This window comes from Desulfovibrio sp. Huiquan2017, from assembly GCF_017351175.1.
Taxonomy (GTDB): domain Bacteria; phylum Desulfobacterota; class Desulfovibrionia; order Desulfovibrionales; family Desulfovibrionaceae; genus Pseudodesulfovibrio.
Genome location: NZ_JAFMPN010000017.1, coordinates 44,770 through 62,671, shown reverse-complemented (window position 1 = coordinate 62,671; position 17,902 = coordinate 44,770). Strand labels below are relative to the sequence as shown.

Sequence of the window (17,902 nt, the reverse complement as noted above, 5' to 3'; positions counted from 1 at the left end):
GCTGGCTGAAGATTTTCTACCCCACTCTCCGCTAGCGCGCCCGTCGTTTCCATCACGGCCGGGCGACAATCGCGTGACGGCCGCCGAACCCCGGTGCCGCGCCAGCCTTTGCCTTTCCCCCCCTCAAGTGATAGGAGGACTCACGCTCGCCGCCCACCAGCGGGCAAAAAGGGAAGAATACCCCGGAGAAACACCATGCAAGAAGACGAGACCAAGGAATTTCTGGATTCGCTTCCGGAACTGGAAGCGGGCAAGACATACTGTTTCAAATGCTACCCCGGCATCGAGTGCTTCAACGCCTGCTGCTCGGACCTGGACATGGTTCTGACCCCCTACGACATCCTGCGCATGCGCGCCGCCCTGGGCATGTCCTCTCTCGACTTTCTGCGCGTTCACACCCAGAGCTTCCACACGCCGGACACCAACTTCCCGGTGTTCAAGTTCAAGATGCTCGACGACGCCCGGCGTTCCTGCGCCTTCGTCTCCCACGAGGGATGCCGTATCTACGCCGACCGGCCCGGCGCGTGCCGCATGTATCCGCTCGGCCGAGCCACCCGCCCCGACGGCAAGGGTGGCGTGCTCGAACAGTTTTTCATCGTCAAGGAAGACCACTGCAAAGGCTTTCTCGAAAAGGACGAATGGACCGGCGAGGCCTGGAAGGAAGATCAGGGCTTCAAGGACTACACCGCCTTCAACGACCGATACATGAACATCCTCTCGCGCACCCGCCAGCTCGGCCGGCCCATCTCCGACAAGCTCAGCCAGATGGCCATTCTCGCCTTCTACAAGATCGACGAGTTTCAGGAGTTCATCCAGAAGATGCGGCTCTTCGAACGCGTCGAGGTGGACGAAAAACGGCAGCAAGCCATCCTGACCAACGAAAACGTGGCCCTGTCCTTCGCCATGGACTGGTTCGAACTCGTGCTCTTCCAGGACACCGCCAAACTCAAACCCAAAAACGTGCCCCTGCGCCGCAAAGGCGTCCGGCCCGAAGGAATGTAACATGGCCCTGCCCGACAATCCCAAGTTGATGTCCATCCGCACCTTCCTCAAACGGAAGGCGGACTTCGCGCCCGGACACCGGCTCGTCTTCACCAACGGCTGCTTCGACGTCCTCCACCCCGGGCATGTGGATCTGCTGCAACGCGCCCGTGCCCTGGGCGACGCGCTCATCCTCGGGCTGAACTCCGACGAGTCGGTCAAGATGCTCGGCAAAGGCGACGACCGGCCCCTCAACACCGCCGAGGAGCGCGCCTTCGTCCTCGCGGGACTCGCCTGCGTGGATTTCATCGTCATCTTTCACGAATCCACCCCGCTTGAACTCATCAAGGCCTGCCGCCCGCAAATCCTCGTCAAAGGAGGCGACTGGCCCGTGGACCAGATCGTCGGCAACGACGTCGTCGCCAAGGCGGGCGGACGGGTCCTCAGCCTGCCCCTGCTCGAAGGCTATTCCACCACGGCCTTCCTGGAAAAAGTACGGAGCTAGCGGACGGACGAATGCCTCCGGCGGCTTAAGAACCTTTTGAAAAAGGTTCTTAAGAATCTCCAAAACTTCTTGGGTCGCTCCGCGAGGGGCGTGCGACGACGGGAGGCTCTACCGGAAACGCCTTCCGCCGTGTCTGCGGATGATTTCAGACAGAAAAAACGGCGTGCTTCCCTGCGAAAGGGAGCACGCCGTTTTTTTTGTCTCACATGGCGAGTCTTACTCTTTTAAGAAAAGAAGTCCGGTTCCCTCGGGCTTGAAACGCCGCTGAACAACGTGGGGCAACCGGCGCAACCCATTCAGGACAGCGCCCCTGCCGCCGGAGGAACCCGGCTATCTGTTGTAATAGGCCATCCACAGCCCTTCCATGACGAGGTCCGGGCGCAATTCCCTGATGGTCCCGGAGAGCTGGGCGATGGTCGGGGCGAGGCCGCCGGTGGCGACCACGAAGGGGTCCTCGATCTGTGCGGAGAGTTTTTCGACCAGGCCGTCGATCATGGACGCGAAGCCGAAAACAAACCCTTGATTAAGGCACTCCGCCGTACTTTGTCCCCAGTGAAGGGTGCTGCTTTTGACCGTGAGATCGACCTTGGGGAGCTTGGCGGTGCCCGAAGCCAGAACCGAAGCCGAGGAAAGCAGCCCCGGGCAGATGAGGCCGCCCTTGAAGGCGTTGCCCTGGATGCAGGCGCAGGTGGTGGCCGTGCCGAAATCCACGACGATGATGTTTTTCTCGTCGTAGGTCATGCGCGCGGAATAGCAGCCCACAAGCACGTCCGCGCCCACCTGTTCGGGATGGACGTATTCGTTGTCTATGTCCAGGGGGAGGTCGCGGCCCGCGAACAGGCAGTCACATTCCAGGAACCGGGCGGCCATGCTGCGGATGAGCGGGTCCAGCGGGGGGACCACGGAGGAGATGACGCATGCCTCGATGTCCGTGGGGTCCACGCCTTCGCGCAGAAGGATGGATTCGATCTTGAGGCCCCAGTCGTCGTCGGTGTTGGCCGGGCGGGTGGGAAGGGTGTAACTCTCGTTGAGTCCCTGGTCGTCGGCCAGGCAGAGTTTGGTGTTGGTGTTGCCCGCGTCGAACAGCAGCGTCTTACCCATAGATATCTCCTTTCGGGGAGGTTCTAACCTTTTTTGGGCAAAAAACAAGGCCCGCGCCTAGGAGGGAGGACGCGGGCCTCGGGCCGGAAGGGCCGTTAGAATTTCTCGAACTCGTCGCCGTCCATGTCCAGATCCATCCCGCCCGCGTCTTGAGGCGCGGAAGGGGAAGCCGGGGGAACGGCCTTGGGCGCATCGGACGGAGCAGAATGCGCGGACAGGGGTTTGGCCTTGGGCCGCTTGACCGAGACCTCGGCCCGGGGCGCAACGGCGGACGCGGCTGCCAGGCGGAAGTAGCCGATAATCCGTTGCAGTTGCAGGGCATATGAGGACAGGGTCTGGGAAGCGGCGGCCACGTGTTCGGACTCGGCGGCGTTCTGCTGGACCACACGATCCAATTCGAGGACCGCGTCCTTGATCTGGGTGGCTCCCGCGTTCTGCTCGTCGGAACTCTGGGATATCTCGCGAATGAGCTCGGCGGTACGGGTGATGTCCGGGACCATCTTGTCGAGCATGGCTCCGGCCTGTTCGGCGATGCTCACGGAATGGGCGGACAGTTCGCTGATCTCGGCCGCGGCCACGCCGCTGCGCTCGGCCAGCTTGCGCACCTCGGCGGCGACCACGGCAAAGCCCTTGCCGTGTTCACCCGCCCGGGCGGCCTCGATGGCCGCATTGAGGGCAAGGAGGTTGGTCTGGCGCGCGATCTCCTCGATGATGGCGATCTTGTCCGCGATCTGCCGCATGGCCTCCATGGTCTGGTTCACGGACTGGCCGCCCTCTTCGGCGTCGCTCGCGGCCTGGCGGGCGATCTCCTCGGTTTCCCGGGCGTGGTCCGTGTTCTGTTCGATGTTGGAGGTCATCTCTTCCATGGAGGCGGAGACCTCCTCCACGGCGCTGGCCTGGTTGGCCGCGCCTTCGGCCAGGGCCTGGGAGGTACCGGTCAGTTCGCCGCTGCCCAGGGTCACGGACTGGGCCGCCGCCTGGACCTGGGAGACCACCTCACGCAACTTTTCGCCCATGGCGTTGACCGCTTCGCCGAGCTCGTCCATCTCGTCGCGCATGCGGCCCGTACGCGCGGGAAGCCGGGGCACGTCCAGGTCGCCCTGGTTGATGGCGCCCATGACCGTTACGGTCGCGCCGATGGTCCCGCTCAGTTTGCGGGCAAAGACGATAAAGGCGAACATGCCCAGCAGGAGCATGACTCCGCCGATGCCCACGGTCCACCAATTGGTGGCGTCGAGCGCGCGCGAGGTGGCCCGCTCGCCCTCCATGAATTCATCGAGATAGCCGGTGCCGAGGATAACCCAATCCCAGGGCTTGAAGTATACGGCGCTGAGGATGGTCGGGCGGGGCCCCTGGGGCGAGGCCAGCTCGGTCTCGATGGTGACCACCTCACCGCCCGCTTCCTTGGCCTTGGCCGCAAGATTCTTGTACACGGGCCCGCCCGAAGCGTCGGTCTCGGTCAGGATGTTGCCGCCCTCGGCCTTGTCGTCCCTGTGCATCTTGATCACACCCTCGGACGAACCGGAGCCGCCGAACACGGTCAAAAAGCCCGTGCGGCCAAGCCGCACGTTCTTGAAGGCCTGGCGCAACTGCTCCACGCCCTCCTGGAGGATGCCCACGTACAGGCAGCCGATGATCTTGCCGGACGCATCCCTGATGGGCCGGTACTGGGTCAGATACCAGGCGTTGACCACGAAGGCCGTGCCCCGGTAGGTCTCGCCGGATTTGACGGTCCGGGCCACGGGCGAAGAGCCGGGGATGAAGGTGCCCACGGCCCGTTTGCCGTCGGTCTTGAGAATATTGGTGGCCACGCGCAACAGGTCGCCGTTCTCGTTCATGGTCTGGAAGACCGTGCAGGTGGTCCCTGTCAGCTTCATGATCTCGTCCACCAGGGGAGTGGGCGTGTTCGGATCGCTGTTCCGGCCGAGCCAGGTGGCCCCCAGAGCCATCCGGGGCAGGGTCACGGAGGAAGAGGCCTTGCTGATCTGGTTGATCGCCTGCCATTCCACGGTCTCGGGCAACAGGTCCAGCCCGCCGCCGCGCCGCTCCATATCCAAGACTACGCGCATGTCGCTTTCGAGCTGTTTTCCCAGAGTGGCGTGTTGGGTATCAAGCAGGTTGCGGGCGTCGCCCACGGCCAGAGTCATCTCGGCCTGGGCCTGAAGGTCGAAATGGGTTGTCAGGGTTTCGGAAACTTTGGAGCTCTGCCACAAAAGAATGGCGAGGATTCCGGCTGCCGTGGTGCCTACCAAGGCGGTGCCGAGAAGGGTCAGCTTGGGTCCTATCTTCATGAAATTCCCCCTCTGCTTCGATAGTTGAGTTCAAAAAAAAGGTAACAAGCACAAGGTTGCAATCAATTATAATCAGAGAGAAAATCAATACCGCGCACCGACGCAAAATGCGAGGCTTGGTTGTGCCTATCCGGGAAATCGCCTATAGGGTCTATATTGTATCAGCATTGCCATAAGGAGTGTCGCCGTGAATCCCGCTTCCCTGATTCCCATGGCCGAACCCATACCCATTCATTGGGCCTGGTTCGATGTTCTGCTCATCGTCACCTTTGCGGCTCATGTGTTGTTCATGAACGCCATGCTCGGGTCCGCGGCCATCGGCCTGGTCCAGGCGGTGCGCGGCCGCAGCGGGCTCATCCGCGAAGTGGGCATGAAGCTGCCCCCCCTGCTCGCCCTGACCATCAACCTGGGTGTCGCCCCGCTGCTCTTCCTTCAGGTCAACTACGGCAATTTCGACTACGTCAGCTCCGTGCTCATGGGCGGCTGGTGGCTGGCCGTGGTCTTCGTGCTCCTTTATTCATACTACGGCTTCTACCTGTACAAGTTCAAATTCGAGACCATGGGCGCGGGCATGCGGCTCGCCCTGTTCGGCTCGTCCGTGCTCGGCATCGTCTATGTGGGGTTCATGTTCTCCAACAACATGACCCTCATGCTCGAGCCCGGCGGCTGGCATTCTTATTTCGACGGCTACGCGGGATTCCTCAACTGGCGCGACCCGGCCCTGTACCCCCGGTTCCTGCACATGATGGTCGGGGCCCTGGCCGTGGGCGGCCTGTTCGTGGCCCTGCTCGGACGGCACCAGGGCAATGACGGATTCGTGGAGACCGGCATGACGTGGTTCTTTCGGGCGACCGTGGTCAATCTGGCCGTGGGCGTCTGGTTCCTCGTGGCCCTGCCCGACCGCGTATTGCTGGCTTTCATGGGCAAAAACCTGCCAGCCAGCCTGACCCTCGCCGCCGCGCTTTTGTCGGCGGGCGTCATGCTCTACCGGGGATTCCACGGCGACCCTCGACGGACGGCCGTCTGGGCGGTCATCACCGTATTCTTCATGGCCTGCGCCCGGCACTGGGTGCGAACCCTGTACCTGGCACCTTGGTTCAAAATTGAATCCGTGCCGGTGACCAACCAATACGGCTCTTTCTATCTCTTCCTCGGCTTCGTGGTCGCGGGCGGAGGACTCATGGCCTACATGCTCAAACTCTATTTCAAATCGCGGCAGGGGAGGGCGTAGATCATGGAATATCCCATCTGGCACCTGACCACTCTCGGCGGCGGATTCTGGATCGCCGTCATCGCCACCCTGCACGTCTACGTGGCCCACTTCGCCGTGGGCGGCGGCCTGTTCCTGGTCCTGACCGAACGGGCGGCCTACAAATCGAACAACATCCACCTGCTTGAGTACGCCAGGAAGCACACCCGCTTCTTCCTGCTCCTGACCATGGCCTTCGGCGGCGTGTCCGGCGTGGCCATCTGGCTGACCGTGGCCCTGCTCGCGCCCGAGGCGACCATCACCCTCATCCACCAGTTCGTCTTCGGATGGGCGGCCGAATGGGTCTGCTTCCTGGGCGAAATCCTGGCCCTGATCATCTACTATTATGCCTGGAACGAGATGGACCGCCGCGACCACATGATCGTGGGCTGGCTCTACTTCCTGTTCGGCTGGCTGTCGCTCTTCCTGATCAACGGGATCATCGGCTTCATGCTCACTCCGGGCCAGTGGCTGGAGACCAAGGACTTCTGGCACGGCTTCTTCAACCCGTCCTTCTGGCCGTCCCTGGTCTTCCGCACCTTTTTCTCGGCCGTATGCGCGGGCCTGTTCGGCTTCGTCACGGCCACGCGTATCCCGGACGAGGCCACCCGGCTGCGCACCGTCCGGGTCTGCTCGGCCTGGACCGTGCTCGGCGTACTGGCCGTGTTCCTGTCCGGTTGGTGGTACGTGGCCGCCATGCCGCCCGAGCAGTACGAAATGATCGTCTACAAGTCCAACCGCGTCGCCCACTTCATGCAGTACTTCTGGATCTTCGGCACGGCCACCCTCATCGGTGGCCTGCTCCTGGCCCTGAAGACCCCCAAATCCCTGTCCTTCACCATGGCCCTGGTGGTCCTGCTGGTCGGTCAGGGGCTGTTCGGCTCCTTCGAATTCATCCGCGAGGCGGGCCGCAAGCCGTACCTCATCTGGGATACGGTCTATTCCTCCTCCATCCTCAAGGCCCATGTGCCGGTCATCAACCAGAAGGGGGCCATCGCCTCGGCCAAGTGGGCCCCGCCCGAACTGGCCCAGGGCATCACCGACGCCAACGTCAAGATCGCAGGCGCGTTCCTCTTCCAGCTCGAATGCTCGGCCTGCCATTCGATACACGGCCCCATGAACGAGATCACCAAACGCACCGTCCAGTACGATGTGAACGGCATGGACGCCTTCCTGACCGGCATGGGCAAACTGAACAAATACATGCCCCCGTTCATCGGCACCTCCGAGGAACGCATGGCCCTGGCCCGGTACGTCGCCGAGGATCTGAACGGCTACGCCCCGGCGGAGGCCGCGCCGGTCCCGGAACAGGCCGAACCCGCGTCCGCGCCCTTCGACCCCGAGACCTCGGAATACACCCTGGTGGCCTGGTGTTCGCGCGGCATGGGCTTCTTCTCCCAAAACGACAAATGGACCCTGCTGCCGCCGTCCAACGTCATCCGCGCCCAGCTCGTGCGCCGCGATCCCTCGCCCGAGCGGGTTATGGACGATGTGACCATCGACTACGCCATCGAGCCCGACCAGGACGACAAGACCCTGACCGGCAGCCTCGAACCCAACGCGGACGCGGGCCGCTTCGAGGCCAAAGTAGCCATCCCGCCCTATGCCAAGGACGGTGAATACAACCCCCTGCCCATCGTTACCCTGACCGCCCGGGACGCCTCCGGCGCGGTCCTGGCCACGGCCCGGCTCGCCGCGCCCACCTCGGACCAGATGGGCTGCTTCAACTGTCACAGCGGCGAATGGAAGCGGGACGGCTCGGGCGTGACCTCGGCCACGGTGGAGAACATCCTGGCCACCCACGACCGCATGAACTCCACCCACCTGGCCGAGACCAAGGGCGTGGTCGAATGCATCACCTGCCACGACGACCCCATCCAGAACGCCGAGGGCAACGCCGACAAGCCCAACCTGTCCGCCGCCATCCACGGCGTGCACGCCATCTACATGGCCGGACGCGGGGCCGAAAGCTCCTGCCTCAAGTGCCATCCGCAATCGACCCTGCGCGGACAGCACGAAGCCGTGGGCTTCACCTGCACCGACTGCCACGGCATGATCGAAGACCTGGCCATCTCCCTGCTCAAGGCGGAAATGGACCGGAACGTGCCCGGCGCGGGCCGCATCCTGGCCCGGATAACCCCCAGGACCATGTCCAACAAGCAGGCCGTCAAACCACGTAGGCCATGGGTCAACGAGCCCGACTGCCTGACCTGCCACAAGGACTTCGCCCCCCCCGAGACGGATTCGGCCTTCAACGTCTGGACCAAGGACGCGGACTCCCTGTTCGCCGCCCGGCGCGACGAGATGGACGCCATGCACTGCGGCGCATGCCACGGCTCGCCCCACGCCATCTACCCGGCCACGCCGCGCGACAACGTGTTGCCCCTGCAATACATGGACGAGGCGCAGCCCCTGGGCGCGGGCGGCAACTGCACGGTCTGCCACAAGGAGGCCATGGACTATCCGGCCCACCACCCGGGCATGGGCCTGGAATAAGGCCCGACCACCTCGAACGACAGGGCGCATCGTGTGACGGTGCGCCCTTTTTTGCGGTTGTCATGGCGGAATGGGATGCCTCCGGCAGACGAGGCACAGCTTGATTGCCCCAACCTTTTGGGATTTATATAGTTAACGCCCTTTTTGCAGGCGAAAAGCCATGTGGTGGGGGAAAAATCGCGCCGAAGGCGCAAAAACGGGATGCAAGGGCGCGAGTCCTTGCCCGCCGGAGGCGAAATCATTTTGATTTTCGCCGCGAAGCGGCTTTCAGCGCCTGGTTTTTCCCTGGGAGTTAAGGGGATAGTTCCCAACTTTTTGGGAATGGGGGCCCGGGGGAAGGGAGGGAACACCCCGTTTCAAAGGGGTTTCCCTCCCTTCCCCGGCCGCCCAAGACATTCTTCTCTACAAGACCTGCTGAATGGCCAGGTCCAGGCCGCTGTTTTCCATGGCCAGGGAATCGCCGAGCACGCAGACATGACCGTTCTCGGCGACCACGCGCACGGCCTGGGCCAGTTCGCGGAAGTCCTGCTCCGAGGCCGCCAGGGCCTGCTCGCGCACGGCTTGCAGGTAGCCTTCGTCCTGGTTGGTCAGATAACGGCCCAAGGCGGTGAAGCCTTTGGCGTCGGGCAGTTGATAGGCGTCGATCTCGCCGATGGCCCCGATGATGGATTTTTCCAGTTCGTCCCCGTCGACGCGCACGGTTTCAAGATAGTCGGCCAGGCCGTCGAAGGCCTTGACGGTCTCGGCCACGTTGGGATCGCGGTAGGAGACGAAGGCCAGGGCTCCGGCCAGGCGGTCCATGATGCAGAACGCGCCGTAGGCCCCGCCCTGGACGCGGACCTTTTCCCAAAGATAGCCGGTGCGGACGAGCTTGTTGACCACCTGGGCCGCGCCGGTAAGGACGATGCCGTGTTCGGTCAGGCCGCATCCCTTGCCCACGTAATTGACCTGGGCCGGGATGGCCAGCCCCTCGCGGTCGGGCAAGGCCGGGATGACGCGCGGGGCCGCAACCGGGTCGCCCCCGGGCAGGGCCTCGACGACCGCACCAAGCTCGGATTCCGCCCGGGCGAAGAGGCCGGCGTCCATGGTGGCGTTGAGGATCAGGGTGCCGCGGTTGAGCAAAAGTTTGCGGAACCGCTCCAGGTCCTTCGCCACCTTGCGGAAATCGTCCTCGATGCGCCGTTCCAGATCGCGCAGGAAGAACAGATTGGTCAGGCCGGTCATGGCTTCGTCCATGGCGTGGGCCGCATGGGTCCGGGCGCGCAGACGCGTGGCCACGATCATGTGGCCGGACGGGACCAGGCGCTGTTCGGCCCGGGCCCGGGCCTCGGCCACGATGCGCGAGATGCGCTCCTTGTTGTCGAGCTTGGCCGAGGTCAGGATTTCGGTGACGATCTCCAGGGTGGGCGCGATCTTGTCGCCCGTGGCCTTGGTGCGCAGGAAAAGCCGGGCCGCCGCGTCCCCGGAATCGCGCACGGGCGAGGCGAAGGGCTGGGCCCAGATGCCGCCCGAGGTCCGGGCGATACGCTGAGACAGATCGACGAAGTCGCGCTTGGCGGTGCCGGACTCGGTCAGAGCGCGGCCGAAGATCCCGGCGTAGGGCAGCAGTTCGTCCGGAATGACCGACAGATCGAAGCCAAAGTCCAGATAGGCGATGCCATTGGTGGGCAGGTCATGGAAGAGCAGCTCCCTCCCCTTGAGCGTACGCAGTTCGCTGGGGATGGGCCGGTTCTCGGCGGGCAGGTCGGCCACGGACAGGCGCGGGATGGACCTGAGGGCCTCGGGCGCGTCGGGCGCGGCCTGAAGGCGCTTGAGCTCGGCCGCCTCGTCGATGACCGCCTGAATTCGTTCCGGGGTCATGGCCTCCTTGGCCGCCTTCAGCCGGTCGGATTCGGCCTTGGCCTGGGTGCGGGCCAGCTTGTGGTCCGGTTCCAGGAGCACGGTCGTCCTGTGCGGATTGTGCAGGAAGAGCCGGGCCAGCAGTTCCTCGAAGATTTTGTCGCCGTTTTCGAGCCAATTCTTGATATTCTTGAGGGGCTGCTCAAAGGGCAGCAGGGCCAGGGGATCGCCCTCGTTCTCGTCGTCGTAGAGCCAGGTGGACAGGGCCTGGAACATGAGGGACAGCCCGCGCGGGTAGGAACCGGTGTTGTTTTCGCGCAGGGAAAACTCCACGGAATTGACCGCCGCTTCGATGTCCCGGGCGTCGATGCCGTTCTCGACCAAGTCCTTGATGGTGTGGAAGATGACCGATTCCGCCTTGACGGCGTTGGCCGGGTGCATGCCCTTGAGCCCCACGGAAAAGAACATCTGCCGCATGTCGGCTTCCAGGCCCACGCCCGCCAGATCGTCACCCAGGCCGGAGTCGGTCAGCGCCTTTTTCAGCGGCGAGCCGGGCAGCCCGATGAGGATGTGCTCCAGGATGTGCAGGGCCAGGTTCAGATTGGCGTCGGCGGTCTCGGCCAGCAGCCAGTTGACCGTGAACATGCCCTTGGCCAGCCGGTCCGAGGCCGGGTAGCCCCTGCGCAGGGTCTTGGCCTCGTCGAAGCGCGGTTGCAGCGGCACGCGGGTCCGCTCCACGTCGATGGGCTCGTATTGCGAGAAGACCTTGTCCAGGATCTCCAGCCGCTTTTCCGGGTCGTCGTCGCCGTAGAAGAAGGCGTAGCCGTTGGACGGATGGTAATGGTCGCGGTGAAAGGCCATGAACTTGTCGAAGGTAAGGTCCGGGATGACCGCCGGATCACCGCCCGAATCCAAGCCGTAGGTGGTCTCCGGGAACAGCGAATGCTGCGACAGCTCGAAGAGCAGGGAATCGGGCGAGGAGTATACGCCCTTCATCTCGTTGAAGACCACGCCCCGGTAGGTCATGTCGCGGTCGGGCGCTTCCATCTCGTAGTGCCAGCCTTCCTGCCTGAGGGTGTTTTCGGTCAGCCGGGGATGAAAAACCGCGTCGAGGTAGACGTCGATGAGATTGTAGAAATCCTGCACGTTGGCCGAAGCCACGGGATAGCAGGTCTTGTCCGGAAAGGTCAGGGCGTTGAGAAATGTCTGAAGCGATCCCTTGAGCAGTTCCACGAACGGCTCCTTCACAGGGTACTTGTCCGAGCCGCAGAGCACCGAGTGCTCCAGGATGTGGGCCACGCCCGTGGAATCCTCGGGCGGAGTGCGGAAAGATATGCCGAAGACCTTGTTTTCGTCGTCGTTGATCATGGACAGCAGGCGCGCCCCGGTCTTGTCGTGGCGGTAGACCACGGCGGTGCTGGCCAGCTCCGCGATTTCCATTTCCCGTATCTTGGTAAAGCCGAAAGTCATAAACGCTCTCTTTTATATTTGTATCGTGGCGAAAGCCGGGCAACGCGCGGGCCGCCCGGCGGGAAACATCGTATATACACCACCACGCCCCGCTGGGCAAAGTGGAGAAAACAGCAAAAAACACTTGACGACGGGCCCGCTCGCCCTTAGTGTCTTGAAAACGGTAATCATTCCTATAAAAATTTCAACATCTCCAAAAGAAAGGGGAATTAATATGAGCGAAGAATTCGATACCAACGACACCATGCCTGATTTCGCCAAAGTGGGCCAGCCCGTACCCGAATTTACCCTGGAAGCCTTCGACCCCACCGAGGGCGGCTTCGTTGACGTGAACCTGGGCGCGCTGCGCAAGGAAGGCAAATGGGCCATCCTGTTCTTCTACCCGGCCGACTTCACCTTTGTCTGCCCCACCGAGCTGGCCGACCTGGCCACCCGCTACGAGGATCTGCAAAAGCTCGGAGCCGAAGTCATCTCCGTGTCCACGGACACCAAGTACTCGCACATGGCCTGGAAGACCTCCGAGCGGCTGCTGGAAAACGTCCGCTTCAAGATGGGTTCCGACCCGACCGGCGAGGTCTCCCGATTCTTCGACGTCTGGGACTACGACACCGGCCTGGCCCTGCGCGGCACCTTCGTCATCAACCCCGAAGGCGTGCTTGTCTCCTCCGAGATCAACTTCTACAACGTGGGCCGCAACGCCGACGAACTGGTCCGCAAGGTGGAGGCCAACACCTACCTCATCGAGCACCCGGCCGAGGTCTGCCCGGCCAAGTGGACCCCCGGCGAAAAGACTCTGACCCCCAACGACGGGATGGTCGGCAAGGTCTACGAAGCCCTCAACCCCATCGACTAGCGGCAGCGATCTCACACTCTCGCTGACCTGTTGCATACCCCGCCCCCGCCGGATTGTCCGGCGGGGGCGCCGTTTTTGTTGCGGGCCCGAGCCGCACGGCCTATGTACGCTGTTCCCGCAACCGCAAAGGAGCCCTCGTGGACATCATTCTGGCCACCGAAATCTGGGGGCGCACCCCGCATGTGGACGAACTCGCGGCCCAACTGCGCCCCCACGCCCGCCGGGTGACCGTGGCCGATCCCTACGACGGCCGCGACCCGCGCTTCCCCGACGAGGGCACGGCCTATGTCGCCTACCGGAAACAAGGCGGCCTTGCCCCCTACGCCCACCGGGTGACCGAGCTGGCGGCAAAGGGTGCCGATCCGGTCCTGCTGGCGGGCTTCAGCGCCGGAGCCGCAGCCGCCTGGGCCGCCTGCGCCGAAAACATCCCCATACTCCACGCCTGCTGCTTCTACGGCTCGGCCATCCGGACCATGACCGGCCTGATTCCGCGCGCGCCCGTGGACCTGATCTTTCCCGCCTTCGAACCCCGCTTCGACGTGGCCGCCCTGGCCGCCGATCTCGCGGCCCTCCCCCTGGTCACCTGCCGCCAGGCCCGTGCGGGCCACGGCTTCATGAACCCTCTGTCCGCGAACCACGACGCCCCCGAATGCCGCCGCTGGACCGCATGGCTCTTGCGCCTGGCCCGGACGCTGGGGAAAAACCCCGCTTGATTCGCCGCCACGCGATGGACCGGCGCGACCATACAACAGCCGGTCGGCCGGAGGCTGGGCACGGCCACGCGGGACGCGACGCCGCCAGCCTGCTTGCCGTCGACTCCGGGTGCTACCCGAGGTAAAACCGCTATAGTGTTTTAAGTGGAAAAAACCTGTGGGATCCAGTAAAAGTCAGGTATCGCCATATGAAAAAATTTATAAACGAGCCTAGCGTCAACGCACAAGCCGAAGAGGCGCCCGATCAATCGCCCCAGCCAGGTTGGGGTGAATCCTTCATTGATCCCGCCTGTTTCAAGGAATTATGCGAGGCCTTGGGCGACGGCGTGGTCAAGGCCGACATCACGGGGATCATCCTTGAGGCCAACACGACCTTCTGCGACATGGTCGGCCATGCCCGGAAGGACGTGATCGGCAAAAGCGTGCTCGATTTCACGCCCGAGCGCGAACGCGAAAGCGAGCGCGAGTCCATCCGCCTCCTGATTGAATCCGGCAAGTCCTCCCACGAAAAGGAAAAGGGCCTGCTCACCGCCGACGGCCGGGAATTGCTGATCCAGGTCAGTTGCCGACTTCAGCACGACAAGTCGGGTGACCCAGTGTCCCTGTGGGGCATCTTCCGCGACATCACCGACCGGCGTTCCGCCGAGAATCGGGCCCGCGACAACTTGGAAAAATACCGGTTCCTGGCCGAGAACGCGACCGACGTCATCTGGACCATGGACAACAACCACCGCTACACCTACGTCAGCCCGTCCGTGGAGCGCTTCCGGGGGTTCAAGCCCGAGGAAATGCTCGGCATGCGTTTCAAGGAGGGCATCCCCCCGGAATCCCTGGCCGCGAACTGGGACGCGTGGAAAAAACGCAGCGCCGAGGCGAAGGCCAACGGCGACTCCGCCCCCTGCATCCGGCTGGAAATGCAGCTCCGGAAAAAGGACGGCTCCCTGGTCTGGGGCGAATCCATGGCTCGACGCCTGCTGGACGGGGACGGCAATCCCGTGGGCTTCATCGGGACCACGCGGGACATCTCGGAACGCAAGCTCATCGAGGAGCGGCTGCGCACCAGCGAACATTTCCTCCAGGCCATGATCAACGCCACCGAGGATGCGGTGGGGCTGTTCAAAGTGGATGGCACGGTCCTGGCCATGAACCGGAACATGGCCCGTTTCCTGGGGCGGCCCAGCGAAGAGGCCATCGGGCGGAACGTCTTCGATTTCGTGCCGGAAAACATGCACGCCACGGTCCGCGACACCTTCCGCCGGGCAATGGAAGCGGGCGTTCCCCAGACCGAACAGACGGTCTGGTCCGGGAAGATTCTCAACGGGGTCATCTATCCGGTGCTGGACGGCGAGAAAACCACGGCCATCGCCGTGTACGGCCGGGACGTGACCGAGGCCCGCTTCGCCGAGGAAGCGCGCAAGAAAACCCAGGAACAATACCGGCTCATCGTGGAGACGGCCAACGAAGGTATCCTCGGCCTGGACGCCAACCAGGTCATCACCTACGCCAACAAGATCGTAGCCGACTTCTTCGGCTGCCGGGTGGAGCGGATCATCGGCAGAAGCCTGTTCGACTTCGTGGCCCCGGCCGACCGGGAGGACAACCTGCGGCGCATGAAGGAACGCAAGGTCGGCCTGCGCGAACGGTACGAATGCCGTTTCGTGCGCCGAGACGGATCCGAGATTTGGGGTATGGTCTCCTCCACCCCGCTCATGGCCGAGGACGGCAGACTGCTCGGGGCGTTCGCCATGATCGCGGACATCACCGAAGTCAAGCAAGCCCACGAAAGGCTGGTGAACATCCTGGACGGAATCAGCGCGGAAATTTACGTGAGCGACCTTGAGACCAACGAAATTCTATTCATGAACGCCAGCATGCGCGACCATTACGGCGCGGCGGAGGAGGACGCGACCAGCCAGGGCTGTTCCAAGTCCAGCCTGGTGGGCGAGGACGGCGAACCCGTGGGCACCCTGGTCTCGGAGCGCTACAATGAGAAATTCGGGCGCTGGCATCTCAATCACGACCGGGCCATCCGCTGGCTGGAGGGACGCCTGGTGCACATGCACATGGCCGCGGACATCACCGAACTCAAGACCTTGGCGGCCGAGTTGGAGCAGGCCATGACCAAGGCCGAGGCGGCCAGCCTGGCCAAAAACGAATTCCTGGCCAACATGAGCCACGAAATCCGCACTCCCCTCAACGGACTGCTCGGCATGCTCCAGCTCATGCAGATGAGCGAGTTGGCGCCCATCCAGCGGGATTATCTGGAGACGGCCCTGAATTCGGGACGAAGCCTGCTTCAGGTGCTCAACGACATCCTGGACCTGTCCAAGGTGGAATCGGGCAAGCTGGAGCTGGAGGCGATCCCCTTCGAACTGGGCGAGGTCCTGGACCAGGTGGTCGCCACCTTCCGCCATCCGGCGAAGGAGCACGGCGTGGCCATGACGTGGAAGATCGACGCGTCCCTGCCCCGGCATTTCGTGGCCGACAAAGGGCGGCTGCGGCAGATTCTGTTCAACCTGGTGGGCAACGCGGTCAAATTCACCGAGACCGGCTCCATCGAAGTCCGCGCCTATCCGCTCTCCCCCGTGGCCGAGGACGGTTCGGTCCGCCTGCTCTTCCAAGTCACGGACACGGGCATCGGCATTCCCCGGGACAAGGTGGACAGCATCTTCGACCCCTTCACCCAGGTGGACGGCTCCTCCACCCGCAAATACCAGGGCACCGGCCTGGGGTTGGGCATCGTCCGGCGGCTGGTCGCGCTCATGGGCGGTTCCATCAGCGTGGACACCGAGGAAGGGGAAGGAACCAGCATCTTCTTCACCATCAACGCCCGAACCGCCGAACCGCCGGACTGCCCGGGCCTCGTTCCGGCGGCGGCTTCGGGAAACGGCGGCCTGTCCATCCTGGTGGCCGAAGACGAGCGGGTCAACCGAGTGGTCATCCAGCGCATTCTGGAAAAGCTCGGCCACCGGGCCGAGTGCGTGAGCAGCGGCGAGGAGGCCCTGCGGGTATTGCGGGAACGGTCCTTCGACCTCTTCCTGTCGGACATCCAGATGCCCGGCCTGGACGGCGTGGCCACCACCAAGGTCCTGCGCAACGACCTGAAGCTGGGTATCCCGGTCATCGCCCTGACCGCCCACGCCATGCAGGGCGATCGCGACCGTTTCATCAAGGCGGGTATGAACGGGTACGTATCCAAGCCGTTCGAGATCGACACCCTGCAGCAGGAAATCGAGCGGGTCCTCGACGAACTCCGATCTTAAACGATGGCCAGGGGCGGGTCCCCCGGACCGGCGGACAGCGCCCGGCCCACCAAGGCGGCGGGTTCCCCGGCAGCTTCGAGCATGGCCACGGCCCGGTCCACGAGCTTCGGCGGTACGGCCAGGAGCAGGCCGCCCGAGGTCTGGGCGTCGAACATCATGTCGAAATGCACGGGATCGAGCCCGGAGGCGACCTTGACCCTGGGCAGGTAGTGGCGGCGATTGCAGATGGATCCGGCGGGCAAAAGTCCCATGGAGGCCATGTCCAGGGCGCCGGGCAGGAGCGGCACGTCGCGCATGCGCAGCTCCAGCACCACGCGGCTGGCCTCGGCCAGCTCGATCATGTGCCCGCCCAGGCCGAAGCCCGTAATGTCCGTGGCCCCGGTCAGGCCGAGTTCGCGGATGATTGCGCCGCCGGTTTTGTTCAATCTGCCGCAGGTCTCGAAAAGCAGGTCCTCCATGGCATCGCAGCCGGGCATCTCGCCCTTGACCGCCGTGGCCAGCACGCCCGTGCCGATGGGCTTGGTCAGGATCAGTACGTCGCCGGGCCGGACGCCCCGGTTCGAGGCGAAGCGGTCCGGGTCCACGGCCCCGGATACGGCCAGGCCGTACTTGATCTCCGGATCGTCCACGCTGTGCCCGCCGCTGGGCACCGCGCCCGCCTCCTCCACGGTATCCTTGCCGCCGCGCAGCACCTCGGCCAGCACCGACATGGGCAGCTTGTCCGCCGGGAAACAGACGATGTTCATGGCCGCCCACGGCTCGCCGCCCATGGCATAGACGTCGGACAGGGCGTTGGCCGCGGCTATACGCCCGAACTTGTAGGGATCGTTGACCACGGGGGTGAAGAAATCCACGGTCTGGACCAGAGCCTTACCCGGAGGAAAAGACAAAATAGCGGCGTCCTCGTTATCGCCGGGACCTCCGGCGAGCACGCGGTCATCAGGTCGGACCCCCAGGCCCGAAAGTGCGATCTCCAGGTCCCCTGGAGTGATCTTAGCCGCTCAGCCCGCGGCTTTGACCATCTGGACCAGTTTCAACTTTTCCATGGCTTCTCCTTGAGAATCTCCTACCAGAGCCGGGAAGGAAGGGAAAGGGCCACGGGACGGCAGTCTTTTCCGCGTGAAGCGCCCCTGAAAGGACC

11 protein-coding genes are annotated in these 17,902 nt (G+C 63.7%); 7 read left to right on the top strand and 4 right to left on the bottom strand.

All coding sequences use genetic code 11. The annotated features are described in order from the left end of the window. Positions 1-195: 195 nt before the first annotated feature. Both J0909_RS14985 and rfaE2 read left to right on the top strand, forming a co-directional pair. Positions 196-1,002 (top strand): YkgJ family cysteine cluster protein, encoded by an 807-nt coding sequence (locus tag J0909_RS14985; protein ID WP_207264069.1) that lies wholly within the window; start codon positions 196-198, stop codon positions 1,000-1,002. Between the two features lies 1 nt (position 1,003). Further along, positions 1,004-1,486 (top strand): D-glycero-beta-D-manno-heptose 1-phosphate adenylyltransferase, encoded by a 483-nt coding sequence (gene rfaE2, locus J0909_RS14980; RefSeq protein WP_207264066.1) that lies wholly within the window; start codon positions 1,004-1,006, stop codon positions 1,484-1,486. Between the two features lie 330 nt (positions 1,487-1,816). On the opposite strand, the gene J0909_RS14975 is transcribed toward rfaE2, so the two are convergent. Together J0909_RS14975 and J0909_RS14970 are read right to left on the bottom strand one after the other, a co-directional pair. Continuing rightward, complete coding sequence (locus tag J0909_RS14975) at positions 1,817-2,587, bottom strand: type III pantothenate kinase (protein WP_207264064.1); 771 nt, start codon at positions 2,585-2,587, stop codon at positions 1,817-1,819. Between the two features lie 95 nt (positions 2,588-2,682). Next, a complete protein-coding gene (locus J0909_RS14970; RefSeq protein WP_207264062.1) occupies positions 2,683-4,878 on the bottom strand; it encodes a methyl-accepting chemotaxis protein in 2,196 nt (731 codons plus the stop codon). A 187-nt stretch (positions 4,879-5,065) separates the two neighbouring features. On the opposite strand from J0909_RS14970, the gene J0909_RS14965 reads away from it, so the two are divergent. Continuing rightward, positions 5,066-6,109, top strand: a complete 1,044-nt coding sequence (locus tag J0909_RS14965) for a hypothetical protein (protein WP_207264060.1) — start codon at positions 5,066-5,068, stop codon at positions 6,107-6,109. Positions 6,110-6,112: 3 nt separating this feature from the next. Continuing rightward, the gene (locus tag J0909_RS14960) at positions 6,113-8,623 is read left to right on the top strand and encodes a multiheme c-type cytochrome (RefSeq protein ID WP_207264058.1); all 2,511 of its coding nucleotides are present in this window, start codon (positions 6,113-6,115) and stop codon (positions 8,621-8,623) included. A 402-nt stretch (positions 8,624-9,025) separates the two neighbouring features. Here the strand turns inward: J0909_RS14960 and J0909_RS14955 are convergent, their stop codons facing one another. After that, on the bottom strand, positions 9,026-11,932 hold the full coding sequence (locus tag J0909_RS14955; RefSeq protein ID WP_207264056.1) for an insulinase family protein: 2,907 nt from the start codon (positions 11,930-11,932) through the stop codon (positions 9,026-9,028). A 214-nt stretch (positions 11,933-12,146) separates the two neighbouring features. Between J0909_RS14955 and J0909_RS14950 the strand changes: the two genes are divergently transcribed. From J0909_RS14950 to J0909_RS14940, 3 genes are all read left to right on the top strand, one after another. Beyond that, positions 12,147-12,785 (top strand): peroxiredoxin, encoded by a 639-nt coding sequence (locus J0909_RS14950; protein ID WP_207264055.1) that lies wholly within the window; start codon positions 12,147-12,149, stop codon positions 12,783-12,785. Between the two features lie 137 nt (positions 12,786-12,922). Next, the gene (locus tag J0909_RS14945) at positions 12,923-13,498 is read left to right on the top strand and encodes a dienelactone hydrolase (RefSeq protein ID WP_207264054.1); all 576 of its coding nucleotides are present in this window, start codon (positions 12,923-12,925) and stop codon (positions 13,496-13,498) included. Between the two features lie 188 nt (positions 13,499-13,686). After that, positions 13,687-16,761 carry a PAS domain S-box protein gene (locus tag J0909_RS14940; RefSeq protein WP_207264053.1) on the top strand — a complete coding sequence of 1,025 codons (3,075 nt, stop codon included), beginning with the start codon at positions 13,687-13,689 and terminating at the stop codon, positions 16,759-16,761. Here the strand turns inward: J0909_RS14940 and selD are convergent. Beyond that, the gene (gene selD, locus J0909_RS14935) at positions 16,758-17,807 is read right to left on the bottom strand and encodes a selenide, water dikinase SelD (protein ID WP_207264052.1); all 1,050 of its coding nucleotides are present in this window, start codon (positions 17,805-17,807) and stop codon (positions 16,758-16,760) included. The two genes, J0909_RS14940 and selD, sit on opposite strands and share 4 nt — an antisense overlap. Between the last annotated feature and the right edge of the window lie 95 nt (positions 17,808-17,902).

Coding starts and splice junctions, on each gene's coding strand:
- J0909_RS14985 (WP_207264069.1), top strand. CDS start 196: ATGCAAGAAGACGAGACCAAGGAATTTCTGGATTCGCTTCCGGAACTG.
- J0909_RS14970 (WP_207264062.1), bottom strand. CDS start 4,878: ATGAAGATAGGACCCAAGCTGACCCTTCTCGGCACCGCCTTGGTAGGC.
- J0909_RS14960 (WP_207264058.1), top strand. CDS start 6,113: ATGGAATATCCCATCTGGCACCTGACCACTCTCGGCGGCGGATTCTGG.
- J0909_RS14955 (WP_207264056.1), bottom strand. CDS start 11,932: ATGACTTTCGGCTTTACCAAGATACGGGAAATGGAAATCGCGGAGCTG.
- J0909_RS14940 (WP_207264053.1), top strand. CDS start 13,687: ATGAAAAAATTTATAAACGAGCCTAGCGTCAACGCACAAGCCGAAGAG.
- J0909_RS14950 (WP_207264055.1), top strand. CDS start 12,147: ATGAGCGAAGAATTCGATACCAACGACACCATGCCTGATTTCGCCAAA.
- rfaE2 (WP_207264066.1), top strand. CDS start 1,004: ATGGCCCTGCCCGACAATCCCAAGTTGATGTCCATCCGCACCTTCCTC.
- J0909_RS14975 (WP_207264064.1), bottom strand. CDS start 2,587: ATGGGTAAGACGCTGCTGTTCGACGCGGGCAACACCAACACCAAACTC.